This is a genomic window from Pseudonocardia nigra, assembly GCF_019396355.1.
GTDB lineage: Bacteria > Actinomycetota > Actinomycetes > Mycobacteriales > Pseudonocardiaceae > Pseudonocardia > Pseudonocardia nigra.
The window spans coordinates 1-20,795 of record NZ_JAHKRK010000020.1; the positions used below are offsets into that span (position 1 = coordinate 1).

General features: G+C 72.5%; 21 protein-coding genes. 12 read left to right on the forward strand and 9 right to left on the reverse strand.

Translation table 11 applies throughout. From position 1 onward, the window contains the following. Positions 1 to 312: 312 nt before the first annotated feature. Positions 313 to 618: a DUF3024 domain-containing protein gene (locus KME75_RS07755; protein ID WP_219413849.1), complete on the reverse strand. Its 306-nt coding sequence runs from the start codon at positions 616 to 618 to the stop codon at positions 313 to 315. 41 nt (positions 619 to 659) lie between these two features. Here KME75_RS07755 and KME75_RS07760 point away from each other — a divergent pair, with 41 nt between their 5' ends. Beyond that, positions 660 to 1,238, forward strand: coding sequence for a peroxidase-related enzyme (locus KME75_RS07760; protein ID WP_219413850.1), 579 nt, complete (start codon positions 660 to 662; stop codon positions 1,236 to 1,238). Here KME75_RS07760 and KME75_RS07765 read toward each other — a convergent pair whose 3' ends face one another. The 4 genes from KME75_RS07765 to KME75_RS07780 all read right to left on the reverse strand — a co-directional run bounded on the left by KME75_RS07765 (position 1,239) and on the right by KME75_RS07780 (position 4,402). Next, positions 1,239 to 1,379, reverse strand: a complete 141-nt coding sequence (locus tag KME75_RS07765) for a hypothetical protein (protein ID WP_219413851.1) — start codon at positions 1,377 to 1,379, stop codon at positions 1,239 to 1,241. 533 nt (positions 1,380 to 1,912) lie between these two features. Further along, on the reverse strand, positions 1,913 to 2,665 hold the full coding sequence (locus KME75_RS07770) for an amino acid ABC transporter ATP-binding protein (RefSeq protein WP_308282632.1): 753 nt from the start codon (positions 2,663 to 2,665) through the stop codon (positions 1,913 to 1,915). A gap of 112 nt (positions 2,666 to 2,777) precedes the next feature. After that, positions 2,778 to 3,584 (reverse strand): amino acid ABC transporter permease, encoded by an 807-nt coding sequence (locus KME75_RS07775; RefSeq protein ID WP_219413852.1) that lies wholly within the window; start codon positions 3,582 to 3,584, stop codon positions 2,778 to 2,780. A gap of 8 nt (positions 3,585 to 3,592) precedes the next feature. After that, complete coding sequence (locus KME75_RS07780; RefSeq protein ID WP_308282633.1) at positions 3,593 to 4,402, reverse strand: basic amino acid ABC transporter substrate-binding protein; 810 nt, start codon at positions 4,400 to 4,402, stop codon at positions 3,593 to 3,595. Positions 4,403 to 4,616: 214 nt separating this feature from the next. On the opposite strand from KME75_RS07780, the gene KME75_RS45710 reads away from it, so the two are divergent. The 5 genes from KME75_RS45710 (at position 4,617) to KME75_RS07805 (ending at position 9,495) form a co-directional block, all read left to right on the forward strand. Further along, the gene (locus KME75_RS45710) at positions 4,617 to 4,997 is read left to right on the forward strand and encodes an antitoxin (RefSeq protein WP_219413853.1); all 381 of its coding nucleotides are present in this window, start codon (positions 4,617 to 4,619) and stop codon (positions 4,995 to 4,997) included. Positions 4,998 to 5,236: 239 nt separating this feature from the next. Next, a complete protein-coding gene (pdhA, locus tag KME75_RS07790) occupies positions 5,237 to 6,439 on the forward strand; it encodes a pyruvate dehydrogenase (acetyl-transferring) E1 component subunit alpha (RefSeq protein ID WP_219413854.1) in 1,203 nt (400 codons plus the stop codon). Then, positions 6,439 to 7,413: an alpha-ketoacid dehydrogenase subunit beta gene (locus tag KME75_RS07795; protein ID WP_219413855.1), complete on the forward strand. Its 975-nt coding sequence runs from the start codon at positions 6,439 to 6,441 to the stop codon at positions 7,411 to 7,413. Before pdhA ends, KME75_RS07795 begins: the two co-directional genes overlap by 1 nt. 6 nt (positions 7,414 to 7,419) lie before the next feature. Further along, complete coding sequence (locus tag KME75_RS07800; protein ID WP_219413856.1) at positions 7,420 to 8,820, forward strand: dihydrolipoamide acetyltransferase family protein; 1,401 nt, start codon at positions 7,420 to 7,422, stop codon at positions 8,818 to 8,820. Positions 8,821 to 8,970: 150 nt separating this feature from the next. Then, the gene (locus tag KME75_RS07805) at positions 8,971 to 9,495 is read left to right on the forward strand and encodes an FxsA family protein (RefSeq protein ID WP_219413857.1); all 525 of its coding nucleotides are present in this window, start codon (positions 8,971 to 8,973) and stop codon (positions 9,493 to 9,495) included. Here KME75_RS07805 and KME75_RS07810 read toward each other — a convergent pair. Then, positions 9,492 to 10,004, reverse strand: coding sequence for a hypothetical protein (locus tag KME75_RS07810; protein ID WP_219413858.1), 513 nt, complete (start codon positions 10,002 to 10,004; stop codon positions 9,492 to 9,494). The genes KME75_RS07805 and KME75_RS07810 overlap by 4 nt on opposite strands. 78 nt (positions 10,005 to 10,082) lie before the next feature. Beyond that, positions 10,083 to 10,724, reverse strand: a complete 642-nt coding sequence (locus tag KME75_RS07815) for an SIMPL domain-containing protein (protein ID WP_219413859.1) — start codon at positions 10,722 to 10,724, stop codon at positions 10,083 to 10,085. 97 nt (positions 10,725 to 10,821) lie between these two features. Between KME75_RS07815 and KME75_RS07820 the strand changes: the two genes are divergently transcribed. After that, positions 10,822 to 11,655, forward strand: a complete 834-nt coding sequence (locus KME75_RS07820; RefSeq protein WP_219413860.1) for a DUF1206 domain-containing protein — start codon at positions 10,822 to 10,824, stop codon at positions 11,653 to 11,655. A 31-nt stretch (positions 11,656 to 11,686) separates the two neighbouring features. Here the strand turns inward: KME75_RS07820 and KME75_RS07825 are convergent, their stop codons facing one another. Continuing rightward, entirely contained in the window at positions 11,687 to 12,259 is a 573-nt protein-coding gene (locus KME75_RS07825; protein WP_219413861.1) for a TetR/AcrR family transcriptional regulator, read from the reverse strand. An 82-nt stretch (positions 12,260 to 12,341) separates the two neighbouring features. Between KME75_RS07825 and KME75_RS07830 the strand changes: the two genes are divergently transcribed. From KME75_RS07830 to KME75_RS07850, 5 genes are all read left to right on the forward strand, one after another. Continuing rightward, entirely contained in the window at positions 12,342 to 13,889 is a 1,548-nt protein-coding gene (locus KME75_RS07830; RefSeq protein ID WP_219413862.1) for an MFS transporter, read from the forward strand. A 128-nt stretch (positions 13,890 to 14,017) separates the two neighbouring features. Further along, positions 14,018 to 15,208, forward strand: a complete 1,191-nt coding sequence (locus KME75_RS07835) for an ATP-binding protein (protein ID WP_219413863.1) — start codon at positions 14,018 to 14,020, stop codon at positions 15,206 to 15,208. A 194-nt stretch (positions 15,209 to 15,402) separates the two neighbouring features. Then, positions 15,403 to 15,720, forward strand: a complete 318-nt coding sequence (locus KME75_RS07840) for a GroES family chaperonin (RefSeq protein ID WP_219413864.1) — start codon at positions 15,403 to 15,405, stop codon at positions 15,718 to 15,720. Positions 15,721 to 15,773: 53 nt separating this feature from the next. Further along, positions 15,774 to 18,347 (forward strand): VanW family protein, encoded by a 2,574-nt coding sequence (locus KME75_RS07845; RefSeq protein ID WP_219413865.1) that lies wholly within the window; start codon positions 15,774 to 15,776, stop codon positions 18,345 to 18,347. 102 nt (positions 18,348 to 18,449) lie between these two features. Then, positions 18,450 to 18,875, forward strand: a complete 426-nt coding sequence (locus KME75_RS07850) for a CBS domain-containing protein (RefSeq protein ID WP_219413866.1) — start codon at positions 18,450 to 18,452, stop codon at positions 18,873 to 18,875. Between the two features lie 60 nt (positions 18,876 to 18,935). Here KME75_RS07850 and KME75_RS07855 read toward each other — a convergent pair whose 3' ends face one another. Then, the gene (locus KME75_RS07855) at positions 18,936 to 20,780 is read right to left on the reverse strand and encodes an acyl-CoA dehydrogenase (RefSeq protein WP_219413867.1); all 1,845 of its coding nucleotides are present in this window, start codon (positions 20,778 to 20,780) and stop codon (positions 18,936 to 18,938) included. Between the last annotated feature and the right edge of the window lie 15 nt (positions 20,781 to 20,795).

Genomic DNA, 20,795 nt, shown 5'->3' on the forward strand with positions numbered 1-20,795 from the left:
AGCTCGGCGAGCGTGTCCGCGGCCCAATACCAGCCATAAGTCGCCTCGCCCACCACCTCCGGGGCCTCACCGGCGCGGGCCATCACCTGCCGCAGGAACTCCCGGTCGTTGGAGATCCGCACCGTCTTCCAACCGCTCGCCCGGACTCGGTCATCCGCACCAGCACCGACCGCCGCCGATGCAGATCGATCCCGACAATCTGCCGTCCCGCGTACTGTTCGCTCACAAGGGACCTCCTCGAACCGTGGGACGTGCGCACCCCGAGCATGAGCCGGGAGTCACGAGGAGCGGAGGCCCCGCTCCTTCATCACATCAGGCAGAGACGAGGTCGAGCAGGGCGATCGGGTCGGCGCCCTCGGTCTTGTGCCGCCAGCCGCTGCCCGCCGGGCTGTAGAGCGACCACATTCCCGGCGTCGGGTCGTCCAGGCGCAGCTGTGCGATGGCGGTGGACGACCACGCCGCCCCGAGCTCCGGGTAGGTGGGCGTCCTCCGGTCCAGGATCGTGACCTCCCGGCCCTGGATCGTGTAGCTGATCTGCCGCTGCTCGCGCTCGCTGTGGGAGACGCGGGCGGCGCACCACCTGGACAGCCGGGTGCGGATCTCCTCGGGCACGGCCATGCCCCGCATCGTCCCGGTTCCAGGGGCTACCGTCGACCGCTATGAGTGGAGACCGCGTGAGCCGGTTCGGCCACGTCGAGCTGGAGGACATGCCCGAGGACCTGCAGAGCAGGATCGGGGCGATCGCCGAGAAGTCCGGCTTCGTCCCGAATGTGTTCCGGGCGCTCGCACGCCGGCCCGCCGAGCTCCGGGCGTTCCTGGACTATCACGACGCCCTGATGGAGTCGTCCGACGGGCTCAGCAAAGCCGAGCGCGAACTGGTGGTCGTGGCCACCTCGGGGGCCAACCACTGCACCTACTGCGTGGTGGCCCACGGTGCGATCCTGCGGGTCCGCACCAAGGACCCCGAGATCGCCGACCGGGTGGCGACCAACCCGTGGGGGGCCGAGTTGAGCCCGCGGGAGCGGGCCATCGTCGACCTGGCACTGCTGATCGCCACCGACTCGGCCGCGCTGAGCGACGCCGAGTTGGACGACGCGCGGATGGCCGGGCTCACCGACGACGAGATCTGGGACGTCGGCGCGATCACCGCGCTGTTCGCGATGTCCAACCGGCTCGCCCACCTGACGGCGTTGCGCCCCAACCCGGAGTTCTTCCTGATGGGGCGCCTGCCGAAGTAGCTACTCGCAGCCGACCCCGTCGTTGTCACTGCCGTCGAGCCCGTAGACGTCCTCGCCGGTGACGCGCACCGGGCCGGACACGTACGACGGGCCGTTCCCGGAACCGCCCTCGCAGTCGACGTCCTTCGGGTCGTTCGGCACGCACGGGTCGTAGTTCGGGTTGCAACCTCCGGACGCCCGCGGCTCCGGGTTCGACACCGCCTGCGGCTGGGGCTGCGGCTGGGGCTGCGGGTCGGGCTCGGGCTTCGGTTGCGGCTCGGGCTCCGGTGGCGGCGCGGCCGGCGACTTCGGCGGCGGGGCCGGCTGGGACTTCGGCGGCGGGGCGCCTGCGCGGGGGCGACCGGGGCGACCGTCGTCGGGGCCGGGGTCGTCGTCGGTGCGGGACGGTGGTGGGCGTGGCCTGCGCGGTGGTCGTCGGCGCCGCCGTCGTGGCGGCCTGCGCGGTGCCCAGCGTGGGCTCGGCACCGCCGCAGCCTGCCGTCAACACGAGCACGGCCGCGACGGCGGCGGGGAGCTTGCGAATGATCACTGGGGATCAATCGGGAACGGCGCACTGATCGTTTCGTGCGGTGCCGGGGAGTGTCTCTCCGCGATCAAGGCGGGGATGTCGCTGCTGAATCGGTGTAGGCCGACATCGGCGCCTTGATCAGCGGGTTCCCGCCCGGCTCAGGTGCTCAGGCGGGGTGCCGGTCGTGCAGCACGCGGGCGAGGAACGTGCGGGTCCGCTCGTGCTGCGGGTTCCCGACCACCTCGGCAGGGGGCCCCTGCTCCACCACCACTCCGCCGTCGATGAACAGCACCCGGTCCGCCACCTCGCGGGCGAACCCGATCTCGTGCGTCACCACGAGCATCGTCATGCCCTCGTCCGCCAGCTTGCGCATCACGTCGAGCACGTCCCCCACGAGCTCGGGGTCGAGCGCCGAGGTCGGCTCGTCGAACAGCATGACGGCCGGGTCCATCGACAGCGCCCGCGCGATGGCGACGCGCTGCTGCTGGCCACCGGAGAGCTGCCCCGGCTGGGCGTTGACCTTCTCGCTGATCCCGACCCGCGCGAGGTTCGCCCGCGCCGTCTCCTCGGCCTCGGCCCGGCTCCGGCCCAGCACCCGCCGCTGGGCGATGGTGAGGTTGTCGAGCACGCTGAGGTGGCTGAACAGGTTGAACTGCTGGAACACCATCCCGGTGCTGCGGCGGGCGGCGTCGATGTCGACGTCGGGGTCGGTCATCTCGTGCCCGTCCACCACCACCGTGCCGCTGGTGGGGACCTCCAGGAGGTTCACGCAGCGCAGCAGTGTCGACTTGCCGGAACCGGACGGGCCGATGATGCAGAGCACCTCGCCCCTGGCCACCTCGAGGTCGATGCCACGGAGCACCTCGTTCGCGCCGAACGACTTGTGCAGATCGATGATCCGGACGATCGGCTCGGTCACCGCACTCCCTCGCTGTGCCTACCCACCCCGCCGGCTCCGCCGGCTGCCGTCCCCCGGTGCTCGGTCGGCGGTTCGCACCGGTGCTGTGCCCATGATTCGCTCGCAAGCTCGCTCATACCTCGGCCCCCTTCGGCATCCCGGCGCTGCCGTACCGGCGCTCCAGTCGGCGGGCCAGGTAGCCCAGCGGGAGCGTGATGATCAGGTAGCAGAGCCCGACCAGGAGGACCGGGGTGAGGCTGCGCTCCTGGTTCAGCGCCGTCCGGCCGAACTGGGCCAGCTCCTGCTGCTCGAGCGTGGAGCCGAGGAAGAACGCGAGCGACGAGTCCTTGGTGAGCAGGATCAGCTCGTTGGTCAGCGGCGGCAGCACGATGCGGAACGCCTGCGGCACCACGATGAACGACATCGTCTTGGCGGGCGACATCGCGAGCGACTGGGCCGCCTCGACCTGGCCGCGGGGAACCGCCTGGATGCCCGCGCGGATCGTCTCCGCGATGTACGCGGAACCCACCAGCCCGAGCGCGATCATGATCGACAGGTTGCGGTCGAGGATCACGCCGAACGCGAGCGGGACGGCGACGCCGACCCCGATGAACACCAGCAGGGCCGGCAGCCCGCGGAAGAACTCGATGTATGCGGCGGCCACGATCCGGTACACGGCCACCGACGACAGCCGCATCAGCGCGAGCACGAGGCCGAGCGCGAACCCGAGCCCGAACCCGAGTGCGGTGTAGATGATCGTGTTCTTGAGGGCGATCGTGAAGACCTCGGGCATGAGGTTCACGGCGACCTGGACGTTGAAGAAGGAACGGCCGATCTGGGACCAGTCGGCGGTGAACGCGGCCACCAGGACGACGGCGAGCGCGATCGCGTACTGGATTCCGCGGGAGGCCCTGGCGCGCTGGCGACGGGTGAGTGCCATCGAGCGCGTCAGCCCTGGCTCGGGGCCTGGCCGAACCACTTCTCGTAGATGCGGTCGTAGGTCCCGTCGGACTTGGTCTGGGCGATCGTCTCGTTGACCACCTCGAGCAGCGCGGTGTTGCCGGTGCGGACACCGAACCCGTACTGCTCGCCGGTGTCGAACTCCGTGGTCACCTCGAGCCCGGGGTTCTTCTTGGCGAAGTCGAGCAGCGGACCGTTGTCGTTGATGGCCGCGTCGACGGTGCCGGTCTGCACGGCGGTAAGCAGCAGCCCGAGGTCCTCGAACACCACGAGCTCGGCGCCCTGGACGTTCTCCTGGGCGTAGGTCTGTCCCGTCGTACCGTTCTGCACACCCAGCCGCTTGCCCGCGAGGCCGCTCGCGTCGGTGATACCCGAGTCGGCCGGGACGAGCAGGGCCTGGGTCGCCTCGAAGTAGGGGTCGGAGAAGTCGAGGTTCTGCTCACGCGTCTCGGTGATCGTCATGGCGGCCGCGGCGATGTCGCACTTGCCCGTGTCGAGATCGGCCCCGGACTGGATCGTGTCGAACGGCGTGTCGATGATCGTCTGCTCCACGCCGAGCTTCTGCGCGACGAGGTCGACCATGTCCACGTCGAAGCCGACGATCTCGTCGCCCTGCTGGAACTGGAACGGTTCGTACGGCAGGTGCGTGCAGGTGGTCAGCTGCCCGTCGTTGACCAGGTCCACCTCGCCGTTCCCACCCTGGGCCGCCGGTTCACTGCTCCCCCCACAGCCCGCGAGAACGACGGCGAGCGCGGCCGCGGCGAGCGCAGCCGGCAATGATCGGGAGCTGGGCGACACGGTGACCTCCGGTCTTGTGGACGGCGAGTAGGCGGGAATGCTGCCATCTCGCCGACTCCTGGACACCTCGGGCCGGGTCACCGTTGCGTGACGTCACCGTCCGTGATTCCCGCGGTTCCACGCGTGACGGCCCGGCTAGGTTGGGTACTCCCGGAACCACGACACGCCGACCGGGCGTTGTACCGCTGAGAGCACCACACGACGGAGGACCGCAATGCCCCTGTTCAGGAAGCTGGCCACGCTCGCGACGGCTGCCGAGGCCGCGCGGCGCTACGCCAAGAACAACCCGGAGAAGGCAGGCAAGTACCTCGACCAGGCCGCTGCCTTCGTCGACAAGCAGACGAAGGGCAGGTACTCGGGCCAGATCAGCGGCGTGGCACAGAAGGCGAAGAACGTGGCGGGGATCCGTCACACGCCGGGCCACGGCGCCACCGGCAACGGCCAGACCCAGGGCTACGACCAGAACGCCGGGTTCGGCAAGACCGCCGGCTACAGCGAGCCGCCCACGCCGCCCACGCCGCCCACGCCGCCCCAGGCCGCGCCGAACCCCTCGCCGCAGCCCGGTCAGCCCTACCCCGGCACGCCGGAGCGCTGAGGCGGGCTCGCGGAGCGATCACCTTTCGCTGAGCAGCCGGGCCACGAACGGCACGTCCCGACGCCGGGACGTGCCGTTCGTGCGTTCGTGGCCGGTGCTCCCCGGCGAGCGCCCGCTCGTGTCAGGATGACGCCGAAGCGCCGGATCGTGGCCACCCTCACCCGGGCGTCGTGATCCGGCCGGGCCCGTCCCGCGCCCGCCACGAACGGTCGCGGGTCCGTGAGCACGAGGAGGCATCCATGTCCGTCCCGCACGAGTGGACCCCGTCGGAAACACCGACGCCATCGGGGCCGCGCCCCAGCCGCGAGCAGGTGGTCGCCGGGCTGAAGGCCACCGACGAGGGCGGCGCCGATCTCGTCCAGCTCCTCACCCCGGAGGGCGAGCGGGTCAGCGACTCGCGCTTCGACAGCTATGCGGCCGACGTCGACGTGGCCGCGCTGCAGGCGCTCTACCGCGACATGGTGCTGGTGCGCCGGTTCGACCGCGAGGGCAACGCGCTGCAGCGCCAGGGCCAGCTGGGCATCTGGGTGCCGCTGCTCGGGCAGGAGGCGGCGCAGATCGGGGCGGGCCGCGCGCTGCAGCCCCAGGACATGGCGTTCCCGTCCTACCGGGAGCACGGGGTGGCGTGGACCCGCGGGATCGACCCCACCGAGCTGCTCGGCATCTTCCGCGGCACCGACCACGGCAGCTGGGACCCGAAGTCCGCGGGCTTCCACCTGTACACGATCGTCATCGGCAACCAGTGCCTCAACGCGGCCGGCTACGGGATGGGGCAGCGCTTCGAGGGCAAGGTCGGCGAGGACCCGGACGCCGAGGCCACGATCTGCTTCTTCGGCGACGGCGCCACCAGCCAGGGCGACGTCCACGAGGGCTTCGTCTGGGCGGCGGTCTACGACGCCCCGCTCGTCTTCTACTGCCAGAACAACCAGTGGGCCATCTCCGAGCCCACCGAGCGCCAGACCCGCGTCCCGCTCTACAAGCGGGCCACCGGGTACGGCTTCCCCGGCATCCGGGTCGACGGCAACGACGTGCTGGCCTGCCTGGCCGTCACGCGCTGGGCGCTGGAGGAGTGCCGCACCGGCAACGGCCCGGTCCTGATCGAGGCGTTCACCTACCGCATGGACGCCCACACCACCTCCGACGACCCCACCCGCTACCGGCTGGCCGACGAGCTGGAGCTGTGGAAGCTCAAGGACCCGATCGAGCGGGTGCGGGTGAACCTCGTGCGCGAGCACGGGGTGGAGCAGGAGTTCTTCGACGGCGTGCAGGCCGAGTCGGACGAGCTGGCCGAGCGGTTCCGCAGCTTCTGCCGTGAGATGCCGCAGCCTGCGCCGGACCGGATGTTCTCCGAGGTGTACGCGGAGGCCTCGCCCGTCCTGGACGCACAGCGCGAGGCGTATCTGAAGTACCACGAGTCCTTCGAGACGGAGGGGTCGCGCTGATGACCGCGATGACGATGGCGAAGGCCCTCAACGACGGGTTGCGCGCCGCGATGGAGCGCGACCCCAAGGTGCTCGTCATGGGCGAGGACGTCGGCAAGCTCGGCGGCGTGTTCCGGGTCACCGACGGGCTGCAGAAGGACTTCGGCGAGCAGCGTGTGCTCGACACGCCGCTCGCGGAGTCGGGGATCATCGGCACCGCCGTCGGCCTGGCGATCCGCGGCTTCCGGCCGGTGTGCGAGATCCAGTTCGACGGGTTCGTCTTCCCCGGCTACGACCAGATCGTCTCCCAGCTCGCGAAGCTGCACTTCCGCTCGCAGGGCAAGGTGAAGATGCCGGTGGTCGTGCGCATCCCGTTCGGTGGCGGGATCGGCGCCGTCGAGCACCACAGCGAGTCGCCCGAGGCGCTGTTCGCACACGTGGCCGGGCTCAAGGTGGTGGCCTGCTCGAACGCGGTCGACGCCTACTGGATGATCCAGCAGGCGATCGCGTCCGACGACCCGGTGATCTTCTTCGAGCCCAAGCGGCGCTACTGGGAGAAGGCGGAGGTCGATCCCGACGCCACCCCGCCGCCGCTGTACTCGTCGCGGGTCGTCCGGCCGGGCAGCACGCTCACGCTCGCCTCCTACGGCGCCGAGCTGAAGACGTGCCTGGAGGCCGCCACCGCGGCCGGGGAGGACGGCCACGACCTCGAGGTGATCGACCTGCGCACGCTGTCCCCGCTGGACCTCGACCCCGTCCTGGACTCGGTGCGCCGCACCGGCAGGCTGGTCGTGGTCGCCGAGTCGCCGTCCGAGGTGTCGGTGGCCGCCGAGGTGGCCGCCAGGGTGCAGGAGCAGTGCTTCCACTCGCTGGAGGCGCCGGTGCTGCGGGTGTGCGGGTTCGACACCCCCTACCCGCCGTCGCGCTGCGAGGACGACTACCTCCCCGACCTCGACCGGGTGCTCGACGCCGTCGACCGCTCGCTGGCCTGGTGATCGAGGATGCGTAGAGAGTTCGCGGTGCCCGACGTCGGCGAGGGTCTGACGGAGGCCGAGGTCGTCGGCTGGCGGGTGGCCCCGGGCGACACCGTCACCGTCAACCAGATCATCGTCGAGATCGAGACGGCCAAGGCGGCCGTGGAGCTGCCGTGCCCGTGGGCGGGCACGGTCGGCGAGCTGCTCGTCGAGGTGGGGCAGACCGTCGACGTCGGCGCGCCGATCATCACGATCGAGACCGCGGAGGCGGGTTCGGCCCCCGCGCCCGCCCAGGGCGCCGCCGAACCGACGGGTGAGGGCGGCGCCAAGATCGGCGAGGCCGGCGCCGACGGGCGGATCGCCACGCTGGTCGGTTACGGCCCGCGCGCCGGTTCGGTCAAGCGCCGGCCCCGGCGCTCCACGGCGGAGCCGGTGGCACAGGGGGCGGCTGCCCGGGCGAGCACGCCACCCGCCGCACCGCCTGAGTCCCCCGCATCCCCGGAGCCCATGGCGGCCGAGCCCGCCGGCGGGAGCTCGAACGGCGCCCCGGCGGCCGGTGGGCTCGTGCCGCTGGCCAAGCCGCCGGTCCGCAAGCTCGCCAAGGACCTGGGCGTCGACCTGCGGGAGGTCACCGCCACCGGGGACGGCGGCGTGATCACCCGCGCCGACGTGGAGGCGTACGCCGCAGGTGGTACCGCCGCGCCGGAGCCCGCCGCCGCCCCGAGCGTCGGCGGCGTCCGGCGGGAGCCGATCCGCGGCGTCCGCAAGGCCACCGCGGCGGCGATGGTGAGCAGCGCGTTCACCGCCCCGCACGTCACCGAGTTCCTCGCCGTCGACGTCACGGAGACGATGGCGCTGCGCGACCGGCTGCGCGCCACCCGCGAGTACGCCGACGTGCGGCTGACGCCGCTGGCGTTCGTCGCGAAGGCGGTCTGCCTCGCGGCGCGGCGCACCCCGGAGGTCAACGCCCACTGGGACGAGGCGGCAGGCGAGATCGTCTACCACGACCGGGTGCAGCTGGGGATCGCCGCGGCCACCCCGCGCGGGCTGATCGTGCCGAAGGTCCGCGACGCCGACACGCTCTCCCTGCGCGACCTGGCGGCGGCGCTCGGCGAGCTCACGGCCACGGCGCGGGCCGGGAAGACCCCGCCCGCCGACCTGGTCGGTGGCACGTTCACGATCACGAACGTCGGGGTGTTCGGCGTCGACACCGGCACGCCGATCCTCAACCCGGGTGAGGCGGGCATCCTGGCCGTCGGCTCGATCAAGCAGGCGCCGTGGGTGGTCGACGGGGAGCTGGCGGTTCGCACCGTGTGCCAGCTCGCGCTGTCGTTCGACCACCGCCTGGTCGACGGCGAGCAGGGCTCCCGGTTCCTGGCCGACGTGGGCGCGCTGCTGACGGACCCGGGCCTGGCCCTCACCTGGTAGCCGGCCCTCGGTGTCAGGAAAGCCACGTTGCTGTCGTTCAGCGTCAGGAACGTGGCTTTCCTGACGGTTCGGCAGGCCTGATCACTCGCTGACACCCATCCGTGACCCTTCGTCGGGAGCACGAACGGCATCTCGTGCGTTACTAGAGGCATGCCGTTCGTGCTCCTGTACCTCGTGGTCGAGATCGTCGCGCTGGTCGCGCTGGGATCCGCGATCGGGCTGGGCTGGACGCTGCTCGTCCTGCTGGCCGGATCGGTCCTGGGCCTGTGGCTCGCCCGCCGGGAGGGGGTGCGCGCCGCGCAGGCGCTCGCTGAAGCGGTCTCGAACCGCCGGGTAGCCCACTCCGAGCTCACCGACGGGCTACTCGTGGCGGCGGGCGGTGTGCTGCTGTTCGTCCCCGGCCTGGTCACCGACCTCGCCGGGCTGCTGCTCGTGCTGCCGCCCACCCGCGCGCTCGTGCGCAGGCGGCTCGTGCGGGCCGCCGAGCGGCGCTCGCCCGGGCTGCGGTCGGCGCGGATCCGCTCGCAGGGGCCGGTCGTCGACGGCGTCGTCGTGGACGACGTGGACGAGCGCACCGGCGACCGGCCGAGTCACGACGGCCGGGTGAGCGAGGGCCGGGTGAGCGAGGGCCGGGTGATCGAGGGCACCGTCGTCCCCGGTCCCGGGGAGCGCTAACGCGCCCGGCCGCTCCACACCGGCTCGACGCGGGCCCACTCCGTGGCCCAGGCGGCGCTGTCGCGGGCCGCCAGCCGGCTGCGCCACACCGCACCCGCAGCGAACACCACGGCCCAGCCGCCCAGCGCGGTCGCGACGCCGACCTGCAGCCCGCTCGGCCGGGCCAGCTCGCTGTCCCCCACCGCACCGACGAGCCGGCCGGCCGCGTCGATCTCGACGGGCACGGTGGCACCGAGCGGCAACCCGGCGGCCACCTCCAACAGGCCGGTGTGGGCTCGGCCGTCCGGGTCCGTCCAGCCGATCGCGGTGGGGGACGCGGCGCCCACCATCGCCAGCTCCGGTGCGGGACCGGGCTCCAGCAACTCGGCCACGACGACCGCGTCGGGGTCGGGCTGGACGGCCTGCTGCACCACCGCCGTACCGACGACCACGGCGACCCCGGCGACCAGCAGGCCGAGGAACACCTCGACCCGGCGCAGCACGCCGCGGGCGTGGTCCGTGGGGCGCATCAGGGGTGCCGGGGCCCCGCCGGGCTCACGCTGCGTGCCGGGTTCCACATCAGATGCATCGGGCGCGTGCTGACGGTGTTACTGCGTCGGCAGGAACGCCCAGGTGGTGGTGCACTGCGCCGTCACGCGGACGGGTTCCGGCTCGAGGCCGAGATCGCGGACGTCCGGTCCGGCCGCTTCCGCCGCCGCCAGCCGGTACCCACCGGCCGGGAGCGCGTGGTTGAGCCCCTCCGACAGCTTGCGCAGCGGACCGAGCGTGCCGCCCAGCGCCACCGCGTAACCCTCCGCCCGCCGCCGGGCGTCCTCGACGGCCAGCCGCTGGGCCTCGCGCAGGCCCGCGGCGGGGTCGGTGAGCTGCCAGCGGGGGCCGTGCAGGGCCGTCGGCTCGGTGGCCACGAGCGCGGACAGCGTGGCCTCGAGGACCGTGACGTCGGTGACCAGTAGCGCGATCTCCTCGGCCGCCCGGCAGCCGACGACCCGGTTGCCCCGCCACTCGTTGTGCACGCGGAGGCTGCGGCGCGTGACACGGAGGCCGGGACCGTCGAGCACGGGGTTCGCACCTGCGACGCGGTGGTTGAGCTCGTGGACGGCGTCGGTGCGCGTCCGGGCGATCGCGGTGTAGGTGAGGTCCAGCTCCGCCCGGTCGCCCGGTTGCTCGTGCCAGCCCGCCCCTTCGGTCACGATCTCCGGGCCGGTTGCGTCGAACAGGCTCTCGTCCACGCCGTCACTCAACCAGATCGGCTCGTATACGCCTTCCTAGCGAGAATCCGAGAATGGACAAGAGAGTGCGATGAGGAGCTGCGGGGTAGGTGACCGCATGACCCGTCCGCTCGCCAGCCTGCGTCGCTCGGTGCGGAAGGGGCGGTCGGACGCGCCCGGCCGGATCGTGGACCTGCTGGGCCGGATCGGGCTCGTCGGGTACGGGTTGGTGCATGTGATCGTCGCGTGGCTCGCGCTCGAGGTGGCGTTCGGAGTTCCCGACGCGCCGCCCGACCCCGAGGGCGCCGTCGGGACGATCGCCCGCACCCCGGGCGGCGTGATTGCGCTCGTGCTCGGCGCCGTCGGACTGGTCGCGTTCGCCGTGTGGCAGCTCAGCGCCGCTGCCGTCGGCTTCCGCTGGGTGCACGGCGGCGAGCGGTTCCGCAAACGCGTCGGGGCGGTCGCCAAGTCGATCGCGATGGGCGGCCTCGCGGGCATCGTCGTCAACTATCTCGTCGGCCGCAGGTCGCAGGACGGCACCGCCGTGCAGACGATGGCGGCGCAGGTGCTGGCGCTCCCGGCCGGACGGATCCTGCTCGGCCTCGCGGCGGCCACGATCCTGGTCATCGCGGGGGCGATGACCTACACCGGCGTGCGCCGGACCTTCATGGGCGACCTCGACCTGCGCGGGCTCGGGCCTGCCGCCCGGCGGACGATCGAGCTGGTCGGGGCGGCGGGCCACCTGGCGCGGGCGCTGGCGATGGCCGTCATCGGTGTGCTGGCCGGGTCGGCGGCCCTGTTCTCCGACCCGCAGCGCGCCGGCGGGCTGGACGCCGCGCTCCGCGCACTCGGGACCACCGGGCTGGGCGCGTGGCTGCTCGTCGTCGTGGCGGTCGGGTTCGCGGCGTTCGGGCTGTTCTGCTTCGCCGACGCCGTTACGCGGCGCGCGTAGCTCGCCTGCGCGCCGGCCCGCCGCCCGTGGCTCAGGTCCGGGGCGTCAGCAGTACGCGGATCGCCGCCGCCAGCTCGCTGCCCGACGGCGCCCGCTCCGGGTCGATGAGCCATTGCAGGACCATGCCGTTGACCAGGGCGAGCCCGAGCGAACCGATCGCACGGCCGCGCTCGTCGTCGATCTCGCTCTCTTCGACCTGCAGCAGCATCGCGGCGAACGCCCGCCGGCCGCGGTTGTACGCCTCGCCGAGCTGATCGCGCAGCTCGTCGGAGTACTCGGCCTGGGCGGCTGCCTGCAGGCTCGCCCCGGCGAGCGCTCGGTCGGAGGTGGCGGCGTGCAGGACGGCGTCGAGGAACGCGCTGAGTCGCTCGGCCGGTTCACGGTCGCGCTGGCTGTGCAGCGCCTGCTCGATCTCGTCGTCCCAGTCGTCGAACCAATCGATGACGGCAGCTGTGAGCAGGGCGTCCTTCGAGCCGAAGTGGTAGCCGATGGACGCGAGGTTGGTGCCCGACGCGGCCACGATGTCCCGTGCGGTGGTGCGGGCATAGCCCTTCTCGGCGAGGCAGCGCTTCGCGCCGGCGAGCAGGTCCTCGCGGTGTCCCATCCCGTCAGTCTACGAACCCGCCGTACGTGCGTCTTATACAAGCGTAATAGACGCACGTATAAGACCCTTGTATGGTTCCTGTATGACCACCTCCCCGGCGTGCGCGGGCGGACGTGAGTGGGCCGGCCTCGGGGTGCTCGTCCTGCCGGCCCTGCTCGCCTCGATGGACCTGTCCGTGCTCTTCATGGCCTCGCCGTGGCTCAGCGCCGACCTCGAGCCGACCGGACCGCAGCTGCTGTGGATCATGGACATCTATGGCTTCCTCATGGCCGGGCTGCTACTCACGATGGGCTCGCTCGGCGACCGCATCGGGAGGCGGCGCCTGCTGCTCGTCGGCGCCACCGCCTTCGGGGCCGCATCCGTCCTCGCCGCCTACGCGAGCACTGCCGCGGCGCTCGTCGCGGCGCGTGCCCTGCTCGGGGTCGGCGGCGCCACGCTCGCGCCGTCGTGCCTGGCCCTGATCCGTAACATGTTCCGCGACGCCGACCAGCGCCGCGCGGCGATCGGCGTGTTCACGGCGGCCCTCACCGGCGGCATCGCGATCGGCCCGATCGTCGGCGGCCTGCTGCTCGAGAACTTCTGGTGGGGCTCGGTGTTCCTGATCAACGTGCCGGTGATGGTCCTGCTGCTGGTGGTGGGCCCATTGCTGCTCCCGGAGTCCACCGACCCCGACCCCGGCCGCTTCGACCTGCTCAGTGCACTGCTGTCGATGGCGGCGATCCTGCCCGTGATGTACGGCGTCAAGGAGATGGCGGAGGCAGGGCGCGTCGAGTGGCTGCCCGTGGCGACGGTCGCCGTCGGCATCGCGGTCGGGGTGACGTTCGTGCGCCGCCAGGCGACGCTGTCGGACCCGCTGTTCGACGTCGGGCTGTTCCGCAACAGCGGCTTCACGGCCGCGTTCGGCGCGTACGGGCTCCTCATCGTCGGCAGCGCCGGGATGGGGTACCTCGTCACCCAGCACGTGCAGCTCGTCCTCGGCCTCCGGCCCTTCGCCGCCGCGCTCTGGCAGCTTCCGACGATCGGCGGGACGCTCACGGGGATCGTGCTCGCGACCACGCTGGTCCGGTGGGTCCGGCCCGCGGTACCGGCGGGCGCGGGCCTCCTGCTCGCCGCAGCCGGCTTCGCGTTCGTGAGCAGCCTCGGCGCGGCCTCCGGCGTCGGCGTCCTCGTGCTCGGCTACTCGGTGCTGACGCTCGGCACGGGGCTGCTGGCCCCGCTCGCCATCGACATGATCGTCACCACCGCGCCGTCGGAGCGGGCGGGGAGCGCGGCCGCCATGGGTGAGACCGGGGCGGAGCTCGGCGGTGCGGCGGGCATCGCGGTGCTGGGCAGCATCGCCGCGGCCGTCTACCGCGCACGCGTGGCCGACGCCGTTCCGCCGGGTCTTCCGCCGGAGGACGTCGAGGCGGCGTCCGGGACGCTCGGCGGGGCCATCGCGGTCGCCGACCAGCTTCCCGAGACGCTCGGCGGGCCGCTGCGGGAGGCCGCGACAACGGCGTTCGCGGCAGGCTTCAGCACCACCGCCGCCGTCGCCGCCGGGCTCATGCTCCTGACGGCGGTCGGGGCGACCGCCCGGCTGTGGCGGGTGCGCCTGGACGCCGGCACGGGCCAGCCCGCCCGCGTGCACTAGCGATCGCGCCTTCTACGCGTATCTAGGGAAGAGCCGAGAAACCTCGATACGGACCGATCGGCGACACGCCATCGCGTTCGCTAGCCGCTTCTACGGTTCGGGCAAGATTCGCCGATACCGTCCGATGGGTGGATCCCGTGCGCAACCCGTTCGCCCCGGGTGCCGGCCAGCGCCCACCCGAGCTGGCCGGTCGCGACCGGGAGGTCGACGCGTTCGAGATCGTGTTGGAGCGGGTGGCGCGCGGGCGCCCGGAGCGGAGCCTGGTGCTCACCGGCCTGCGCGGTGTCGGGAAGACCGTGCTGCTCGGCGAGCTGCGGTCGATGGCGATGCGGGCCGGCTGGGGCGCCGGCAAGATCGAGGCGCGGCCGGACGCCGACCTGCGCAGACCCCTGTCGGCCGCGCTGCACCGCGCGATCCGCGACCTGGCCGTGCGCCACCGGGCGCCCGAGCGCGTCGACGAGGTGCTCGGGGTGCTCAAGGCGTTCGCCCTGCGGTCCGCCCCGGACGGGGCGAAGCTGCGCGACCGCTGGCAGCCGGGCATCGACGTGCCGGTGAAGAACGGGCGCGCCGACTCCGGCGACATCGAGATCGACCTCGTCGAGCTGTTCACCGACGTCGCGGAGCTGGCCGCCGACGTCGGCACGGGCGCCGCTCTCCTGATCGACGAGATGCAGGACCTCCGCGCCGACGACGTCTCCGCGCTCTGTGCGGCCTGCCACGAGCTCTCGCAGTCGCGCGCCCCGCTCGTCGTGGTCGGCGCCGGGTTGCCGCACCTGCCCGCGGTGCTGTCGGCGTCGAAGTCGTACTCGGAGCGGCTGTTCAAGTACGTGCGGATCGGGCAGCTCGACCGGGCCGACGCCGACTTCGCGCTCCTCGCGCCGGCGGAGCGGGAGGACGCCACCTTCGACGCCGACGCCCTCGACGCCCTCTACGAGGCCTCCGGCGGGTACCCCTACTTCGTGCAGGCGTACGGCAAGGCGGCGTGGGACGCGGCGGTCCGCAGCCCGATCAGCGCGGCGGACGTGAAGATGGCCGCTCCGGACGCGGAGGCCGAGCTGGCCGTCGGGTTCTTCGGCTCCCGCTACGAACGCGCGACGCCTGCGGAGCGCGAGTACCTGCGGGCGATGGCCGAGCTCGCCGACGGCCGGGACGAGCCCGTGGGCACGGCCGGGATCGCCGAGCACCTGGCCCGGCGGGCCTCGTCGCTGTCGCCCGCGCGCGACAGCCTGCTCAAGAAGGGGCTCGTGTTCTCCGCCCAGCGGGGCCAGATCGCGTTCACCGTGCCGCACTTCGGCCGGTACCTGCTCGCCCAGCCCTGACTCGCAACTACTCCGAACAGGTGAAAACCCGGTGACAGCGCGTGCCGGGTAACGATGGGGCGCCCGGTTCCGATTCCCAGTACAGCCCCGTGGCGCTGTCGGACCCCCGACCTGACAGCACCACGGGGCTTTCCCGTTCCCGGGGCGCGAGGGCGTCCCCGGACCGCGACCGGGGAGGCCGTAGCATCGGGCCGGTGCAGGACCCCAAGCTCGAGATCCAGATGCTGCACGACCGCGTGATGGTGCGGCCGGACAGCGGCGGTGAGCGTCGCAGCAACGCCGGCATCGTGATCCCGGCAACCGCAGAGGTCGCCAAGCGTCTCATCTGGGGAGAGGTGTTCGGCGTCGGCGCCAACGTCCGCACGGTCAAGGTCGGCGACCGGGTGCTGTTCGCGAGGGACGACCAGTACGAGGTCGACGTGCACGGAGTGACGTACCTGGTCCTCCGGGAACGTGAACTGCACGCCGTCGCGACCGAGCGCACCGAGCACGGTACGGGGTTGTACCTGTGACGTACCGGGCCGCCCGCCGGCCCGGTCGAACTGGTTGAGGGGAAACGGACTTCATGCCCGAGCGGCAGTCCTCGCCCGGCGAGGCGACGGCCCGTCCGGAGACGGACCTGACGGAGAACGCCAGCGGCCACGGGCCGAAGGCACAGGTGGAACAGGCCGTGCCGGCCGCCGGAACCCCGGACCAGGGGGCCGAGCGCGAGCAGGCAGGCCCTGTTGCGACAGCACCGGCCCCGGACGGGTCCGCGGGCGACGTGCCTGCTGCCAACCCGTCGGAGGCGGACGAGAACACCGCTGCACCCGAGTCCGCCGCGCAGCCGGGCGCCCCCGCCGCACCCGCCGCGCAGCCGGGACCCTCCGCGACCCCGGAGGCGCCCTCTGGCGAGCGGCCCCGCCCAACTCCGCACCCCGCCCCGGCGGCCGAGCCGGCGGCTGCCGAGCGGCCCCGACCCACACCCCGTCCGGCGAAGCAGCCGGCCCCGGCCGACGCGCCGGCGCCCGAGCAGAGCACCGTGGAGCTGAACGCCGAGGCACCCGCGCGGCCGCGCCCGACGCCCGCACCTGCCGCCCGGCCGGAAGCCGCGGCGGCCAGGCCCGTCCCGCGCCCGCGGCCCGCTGCCGAGCCCGCGGCCGAGGCGGCGGACGAGGGGCCCACTGTTCGCACGGCCGTCGGGGCGGCGTCGGGCAGCGCCCCGGTCGGGAGCGAGGCCGCAGCAGCCGAGGCGCCGACCGTCAACGTCCGCGCCGGTGGTGCCACCACGCAGGTCACCCGTCCCACCGAGGGCAACGGCTCCTGGTTCAACCCCACGGACGGCGAGGCCACGCAGGCGCTCCCGCGCACCCCGCCGCCCCCCGGGGGCGCGCGCGGTCCCGTGGACCCGCCCACGGAGCGCATTCCGCTCACGGAGACCGCTACGGGCCTCCCGCCCACCGCTGACGCCGATGGTCCGGGCGGCGGCGAACGCCGCAGGCGGAGGCGGCCGCTGCTGATCGTCGCGGCCGTCGTCGGCGTGCTGGCACTGCTCTACGTCGGCGACCTGCTGCTCAGCTCCGGTTCGGTGCCCCGCGGCGTCACCGTGGCCGGAGTGCGCATCGGCGGGCTCGGCATGGCCGAGGCCGAGCAGCGCCTGCGCAGCGCGATCGAGCCCCGCACCACGCAGCCCGTGGCCGTCACGGTCGGGCCGGCGCGCAGCGAGCTCGACCCGACGGCGGCGGGCCTGACCGTCGACTGGGCCGGCACCCTCGAGCAGGCCGGCACGCAGCCGCTCAACCCGATCACGCGCATCACCTCGTTCTTCACCACCCGCGACGTCGCCCCGGTCACCACGGCCGACGACGCTGCGCTCACCGCGGCGCTGGAGCAGCTGTCGCCGATCGTCAACCGGGCGCCCGTCGAGGGCACCGTCCAGTTCGAGGGCACTACGCCGGTGCCCGTCGACCCCGTGGCGGGTCAGGAGCTCGACGTGCAGGCGGCCGCCGAGGTCCTGCGCACCGAGTGGGCTGCCGGCGACGTCGTCGACCTCCCGCTCACCGAGCTGCCGCCCACGACCACCCCGGAGGACGTCACCGCGTCGATGGAGGGCGTCGCCCGGCCCGCGGTGTCGGCCCCGGTCACGGTGCTGGGCGAGGGTGGAACGCAGGGCGTCCTCGAGCCCGAGGTGATCGCCACTGTGCTCTCCTTCCGGGCCGAGGATGGCGAGCTGGTGCCGGAGATCAACTCGACCGCCGTCACCGAAGCGCTCACGCCGCAGCTGGCCGCGTCCGAGCGCCCCGGCCGCGACGCCTCGCTGGACTTCTCCTCCGGTACCCCGGTCGTCGTCCCCTCGCAGGACGGGCGGGGCGTCGACTACGAGGCGACCGTGCAGATGCTGCTGCCCGCACTCACCACCCCCGCCCCGCGCGAGATCACCGCGGTGTACGCCGACCAGCCGGCCGAGCTGACCACCGAGGAACTCAACGCGCTCGGTATCACGGGCGTGATCGGCGAGTTCACCACCGGCGGGTTCGCCGCCGACTCAGGGCAGAACATCCGGCGGGCGGCCGAGCAGATCGACGGCACGGTGGTGGCGCCGGGTGAGACGTTCAGCCTGAACGCCGCCACCAACCCGCGCAACGCCGCCAACGGGTACGTCGAGGCGGGGATCATCCAGGACGGCCATCCCGCACGCGGTATCGGCGGTGGCGTGTCGCAGGTGGCCACCACGCTGTACAACGCCGCCTACTTCGCGGGCATGGTCGACGTGGAGCACCGGGAGCACAGCTTCTACATCAGCCGCTACCCCGCCGGGCGCGAGGCGACTGTCTACAACGACGTCATCGACGTGAAATTCCGCAACGACAACCCGACCGGCGTGCTGATCGAGACGGTCTGGACGCCGCAGTCGCTCACCGTGCGGCTCAACGGCACGAAGCGCTACGAGGTGACGTCCACCCCGGGCCCGCGCACGAACCCGACGGAGCCTCACACCGTCACCATCCCGGCCGGGGAGCCGTGCAGCCCCAGCCGGGGCGCGCCGGGCTTCACCATCACCGACACCCGCACGCTGCGCGAGATCAGCACGGGCGAGGTGAGCACCGAGACCCGGACCGTGACCTACAACCCGTCGCCGATCGTCATCTGTGGCGGCTGAGCGATCTACCGGCGGTAGCCCGCCCGCGACCGGGGTCTTCCGCGACCCCGGTCACACTTCGTACCCTCGAAACGGACAGTCGGCGAGGGATCGGGGGCTCGTATGCGGATCGCGGACCTGTTGCGGAACAAGGGCAGCGCCGTGGCGACGGTGGAACCGTCGGCCACGGTGGCGGACCTGATCGGAGCACTCGCCACCCACAACGTCGGCGCGATGCCGGTGGTGGACGACGACGTGCTGGTCGGGATCGTCTCCGAACGCGACGTCGTGCGCAGGCTGCACGACGGCGGATCGGGGCTCCTCGAGCTCACCGTCGCCGAGATCATGAGCTCGGACGTCACCACGTGCGAGCCGGGCGCCGACGTCACGGAGGTCGCCCGCACCATGACGGCGGGCCGGTTCCGGCATCTCCCGGTGGTGGACGACGGGCGGCTCGCCGGGATCGTCAGTATCGGCGACATCGTGAAGGCCCGGATCGACCAGCTGGAGTCCGAGCGCGAGCAGCTGCAGCACTACATCGCCGGCTGACAAGAGCACGCGAACGGCACTTTCGCACGACAAGTTCGTGCGAAAGTGCCGTTCGCGCCGTCAGAACGCCGCTTCGGGCAGCTCCATGAGGCTGTTGTCCGCCGCCTCCACCACCGCGCGCTGGGCCGACAGCTGCGGCAGCACGGTCTTGGCGAAGAACCGCGCCGCGCCGACCTTGCCCTCGTAGAAGGCCTGGTCCTTCGTGGAGACCTCGCCGCCGAGCGCGGTGAGCGCCACCTCGGCCTGGCGCAGCAGCAGCCACCCGACGAGTAGGTCGCCCACGCCCATGAGCAGGCGCACGGTGTGCTGCCCGACCTTGTACATGTTCGACGGGTCCTCGGCCGACGCCATCAGGTAGCCGGTGAGCGTGCCGAGCATGCCCTGCACGTCGGCGAGCGCGGTGGCGAGCAGTGCGCGCTCCTCCTTCAGCCTGCCGTTGCCGGACTCCGCGTCGAGGAACGCCTGGATCTCCCCCGCGACCTGCATCAGCGCCTGACCGTTGTCCCGCACGATCTTGCGGAACAGGAAGTCGAGCGACTGGATCGCGGTGGTGCCCTCGTAGAGGGAGTCGATCTTGGCATCGCGGATGTACTGCTCGATCGGGTAGTCCTGCAGGTAGCCCGAACCGCCGAGGGTCTGCAGCGACAGCAGCAGCTGCTCGCTGGCCCGCTCCGAGCCGACCCCCTTGACGATCGGCAGGAGCAGGTCGTTGACGCGCTCGGCGAGCGAGGTGTCCTCGCCCGCGGCCTGGCCCGCGCGGATCCGGTCCTGCCAGGTGGCGGCGTAGGTGTAGACCGCGCGCAACCCCTCGGCGTAGGCCTTCTGCAGCATGAGGATGCGACGGACGTCCGGGTGGTGGGTGATCGTGACGCGGGGCGCGGTCTTGTCGAGCATCTTCGGCAGGTCGGCGCCCTGCACGCGCTCCTTGGCGTACTCCAGCGCCGCGAGGTAACCGGCGGAGAGCGTGCCGATGGCCTTGGTGCCCACCATCATCCGCGCGTACTCGATCACCTCGAACATCTGCGCGATGCCGTTGTGCACCTCGCCGAGCAGCCAGCCGACCGCGGGCTTCCCGTGCGTCCCGAACGTCAGCTCACAGGTGGTGGAGGCCTTCAGGCCCATCTTGTGCTCGACGTTCGTGACGAAGGCGCCGTTGCGCTCACCGGGCTCGCCGGTCTCCGGGTCGAAGTGGAACTTCGGCACCAGGAACAGCGACAGGCCCTTCGTGCCCGGCCTGGGCTCCAGTCCGGGGCCCTCGGGCCGGGCGAGCACGAGGTGCAGGATGTTCTCGGTCATGTCCTGCTCGGCCGAGGTGATGAAGCGCTTGACGCCCTCGACGTGCCATGTGCCGTCGGGCTGCCGGATCGCCTTGGTGCGACCCGCGCCCACGTCGGAGCCCGCGTCGGGCTCGGTGAGCACCATCGTGGCGCCCCACCCACGGTCGATCATGAGCTCGGCCCAGCGCTTCTGCTCGTCGGTACCGTTGCGGTGTACGACGGCGGCGAAGTTCGGGCCGGCCATGTACATGAACGCCGCGGGGTTCGAGCCGAGGATGAGCTCCGCCGCCGCCCACTGGACGGTGGGCGGGATGCCGTACCCGCCGAGCTCGGCCGGCAGGCCCAGCCGCCACCACTCGCCGTCCCACAGCACCTTGTAGGCGTCCTTGAGCGACTGCGGCAGCGTCACCGAGTGCGTGGCGGGGTCGAAGACCGGGGGGTTGCGGTCGGCGTCGACGAAGGACGCGGCGAGCGGTCCGGTCGCGACGCTGTTGAGCTCGCCGAGCACGCCCTTGACCGTGTCCATGTCGACCCCGTCGAACGGGGCGGACCCCAGCCGGTCCTGGACGCGGAACACCTCGAAGAGGTTGAACTCGAGGTCGCGCAGGTTGCTCCTGAAGTGCCCCATACCCCGTCACTCCTC

Coding starts and splice junctions, on each gene's coding strand:
- KME75_RS07755 (WP_219413849.1), bottom strand. CDS start 618: ATGGCCGTGCCCGAGGAGATCCGCACCCGGCTGTCCAGGTGGTGCGCC.
- KME75_RS07760 (WP_219413850.1), top strand. CDS start 660: ATGAGTGGAGACCGCGTGAGCCGGTTCGGCCACGTCGAGCTGGAGGAC.
- KME75_RS07775 (WP_219413852.1), bottom strand. CDS start 3,584: ATGGCACTCACCCGTCGCCAGCGCGCCAGGGCCTCCCGCGGAATCCAG.
- KME75_RS45710 (WP_219413853.1), top strand. CDS start 4,617: ATGCCCCTGTTCAGGAAGCTGGCCACGCTCGCGACGGCTGCCGAGGCC.
- pdhA (WP_219413854.1), top strand. CDS start 5,237: ATGTCCGTCCCGCACGAGTGGACCCCGTCGGAAACACCGACGCCATCG.
- KME75_RS07795 (WP_219413855.1), top strand. CDS start 6,439: ATGACCGCGATGACGATGGCGAAGGCCCTCAACGACGGGTTGCGCGCC.
- KME75_RS07800 (WP_219413856.1), top strand. CDS start 7,420: ATGCGTAGAGAGTTCGCGGTGCCCGACGTCGGCGAGGGTCTGACGGAG.
- KME75_RS07805 (WP_219413857.1), top strand. CDS start 8,971: ATGCCGTTCGTGCTCCTGTACCTCGTGGTCGAGATCGTCGCGCTGGTC.
- KME75_RS07810 (WP_219413858.1), bottom strand. CDS start 10,004: ATGCGCCCCACGGACCACGCCCGCGGCGTGCTGCGCCGGGTCGAGGTG.
- KME75_RS07820 (WP_219413860.1), top strand. CDS start 10,822: ATGACCCGTCCGCTCGCCAGCCTGCGTCGCTCGGTGCGGAAGGGGCGG.
- KME75_RS07825 (WP_219413861.1), bottom strand. CDS start 12,259: ATGGGACACCGCGAGGACCTGCTCGCCGGCGCGAAGCGCTGCCTCGCC.
- KME75_RS07830 (WP_219413862.1), top strand. CDS start 12,342: ATGACCACCTCCCCGGCGTGCGCGGGCGGACGTGAGTGGGCCGGCCTC.
- KME75_RS07845 (WP_219413865.1), top strand. CDS start 15,774: ATGCCCGAGCGGCAGTCCTCGCCCGGCGAGGCGACGGCCCGTCCGGAG.
- KME75_RS07850 (WP_219413866.1), top strand. CDS start 18,450: ATGCGGATCGCGGACCTGTTGCGGAACAAGGGCAGCGCCGTGGCGACG.
- KME75_RS07855 (WP_219413867.1), bottom strand. CDS start 20,780: ATGGGGCACTTCAGGAGCAACCTGCGCGACCTCGAGTTCAACCTCTTC.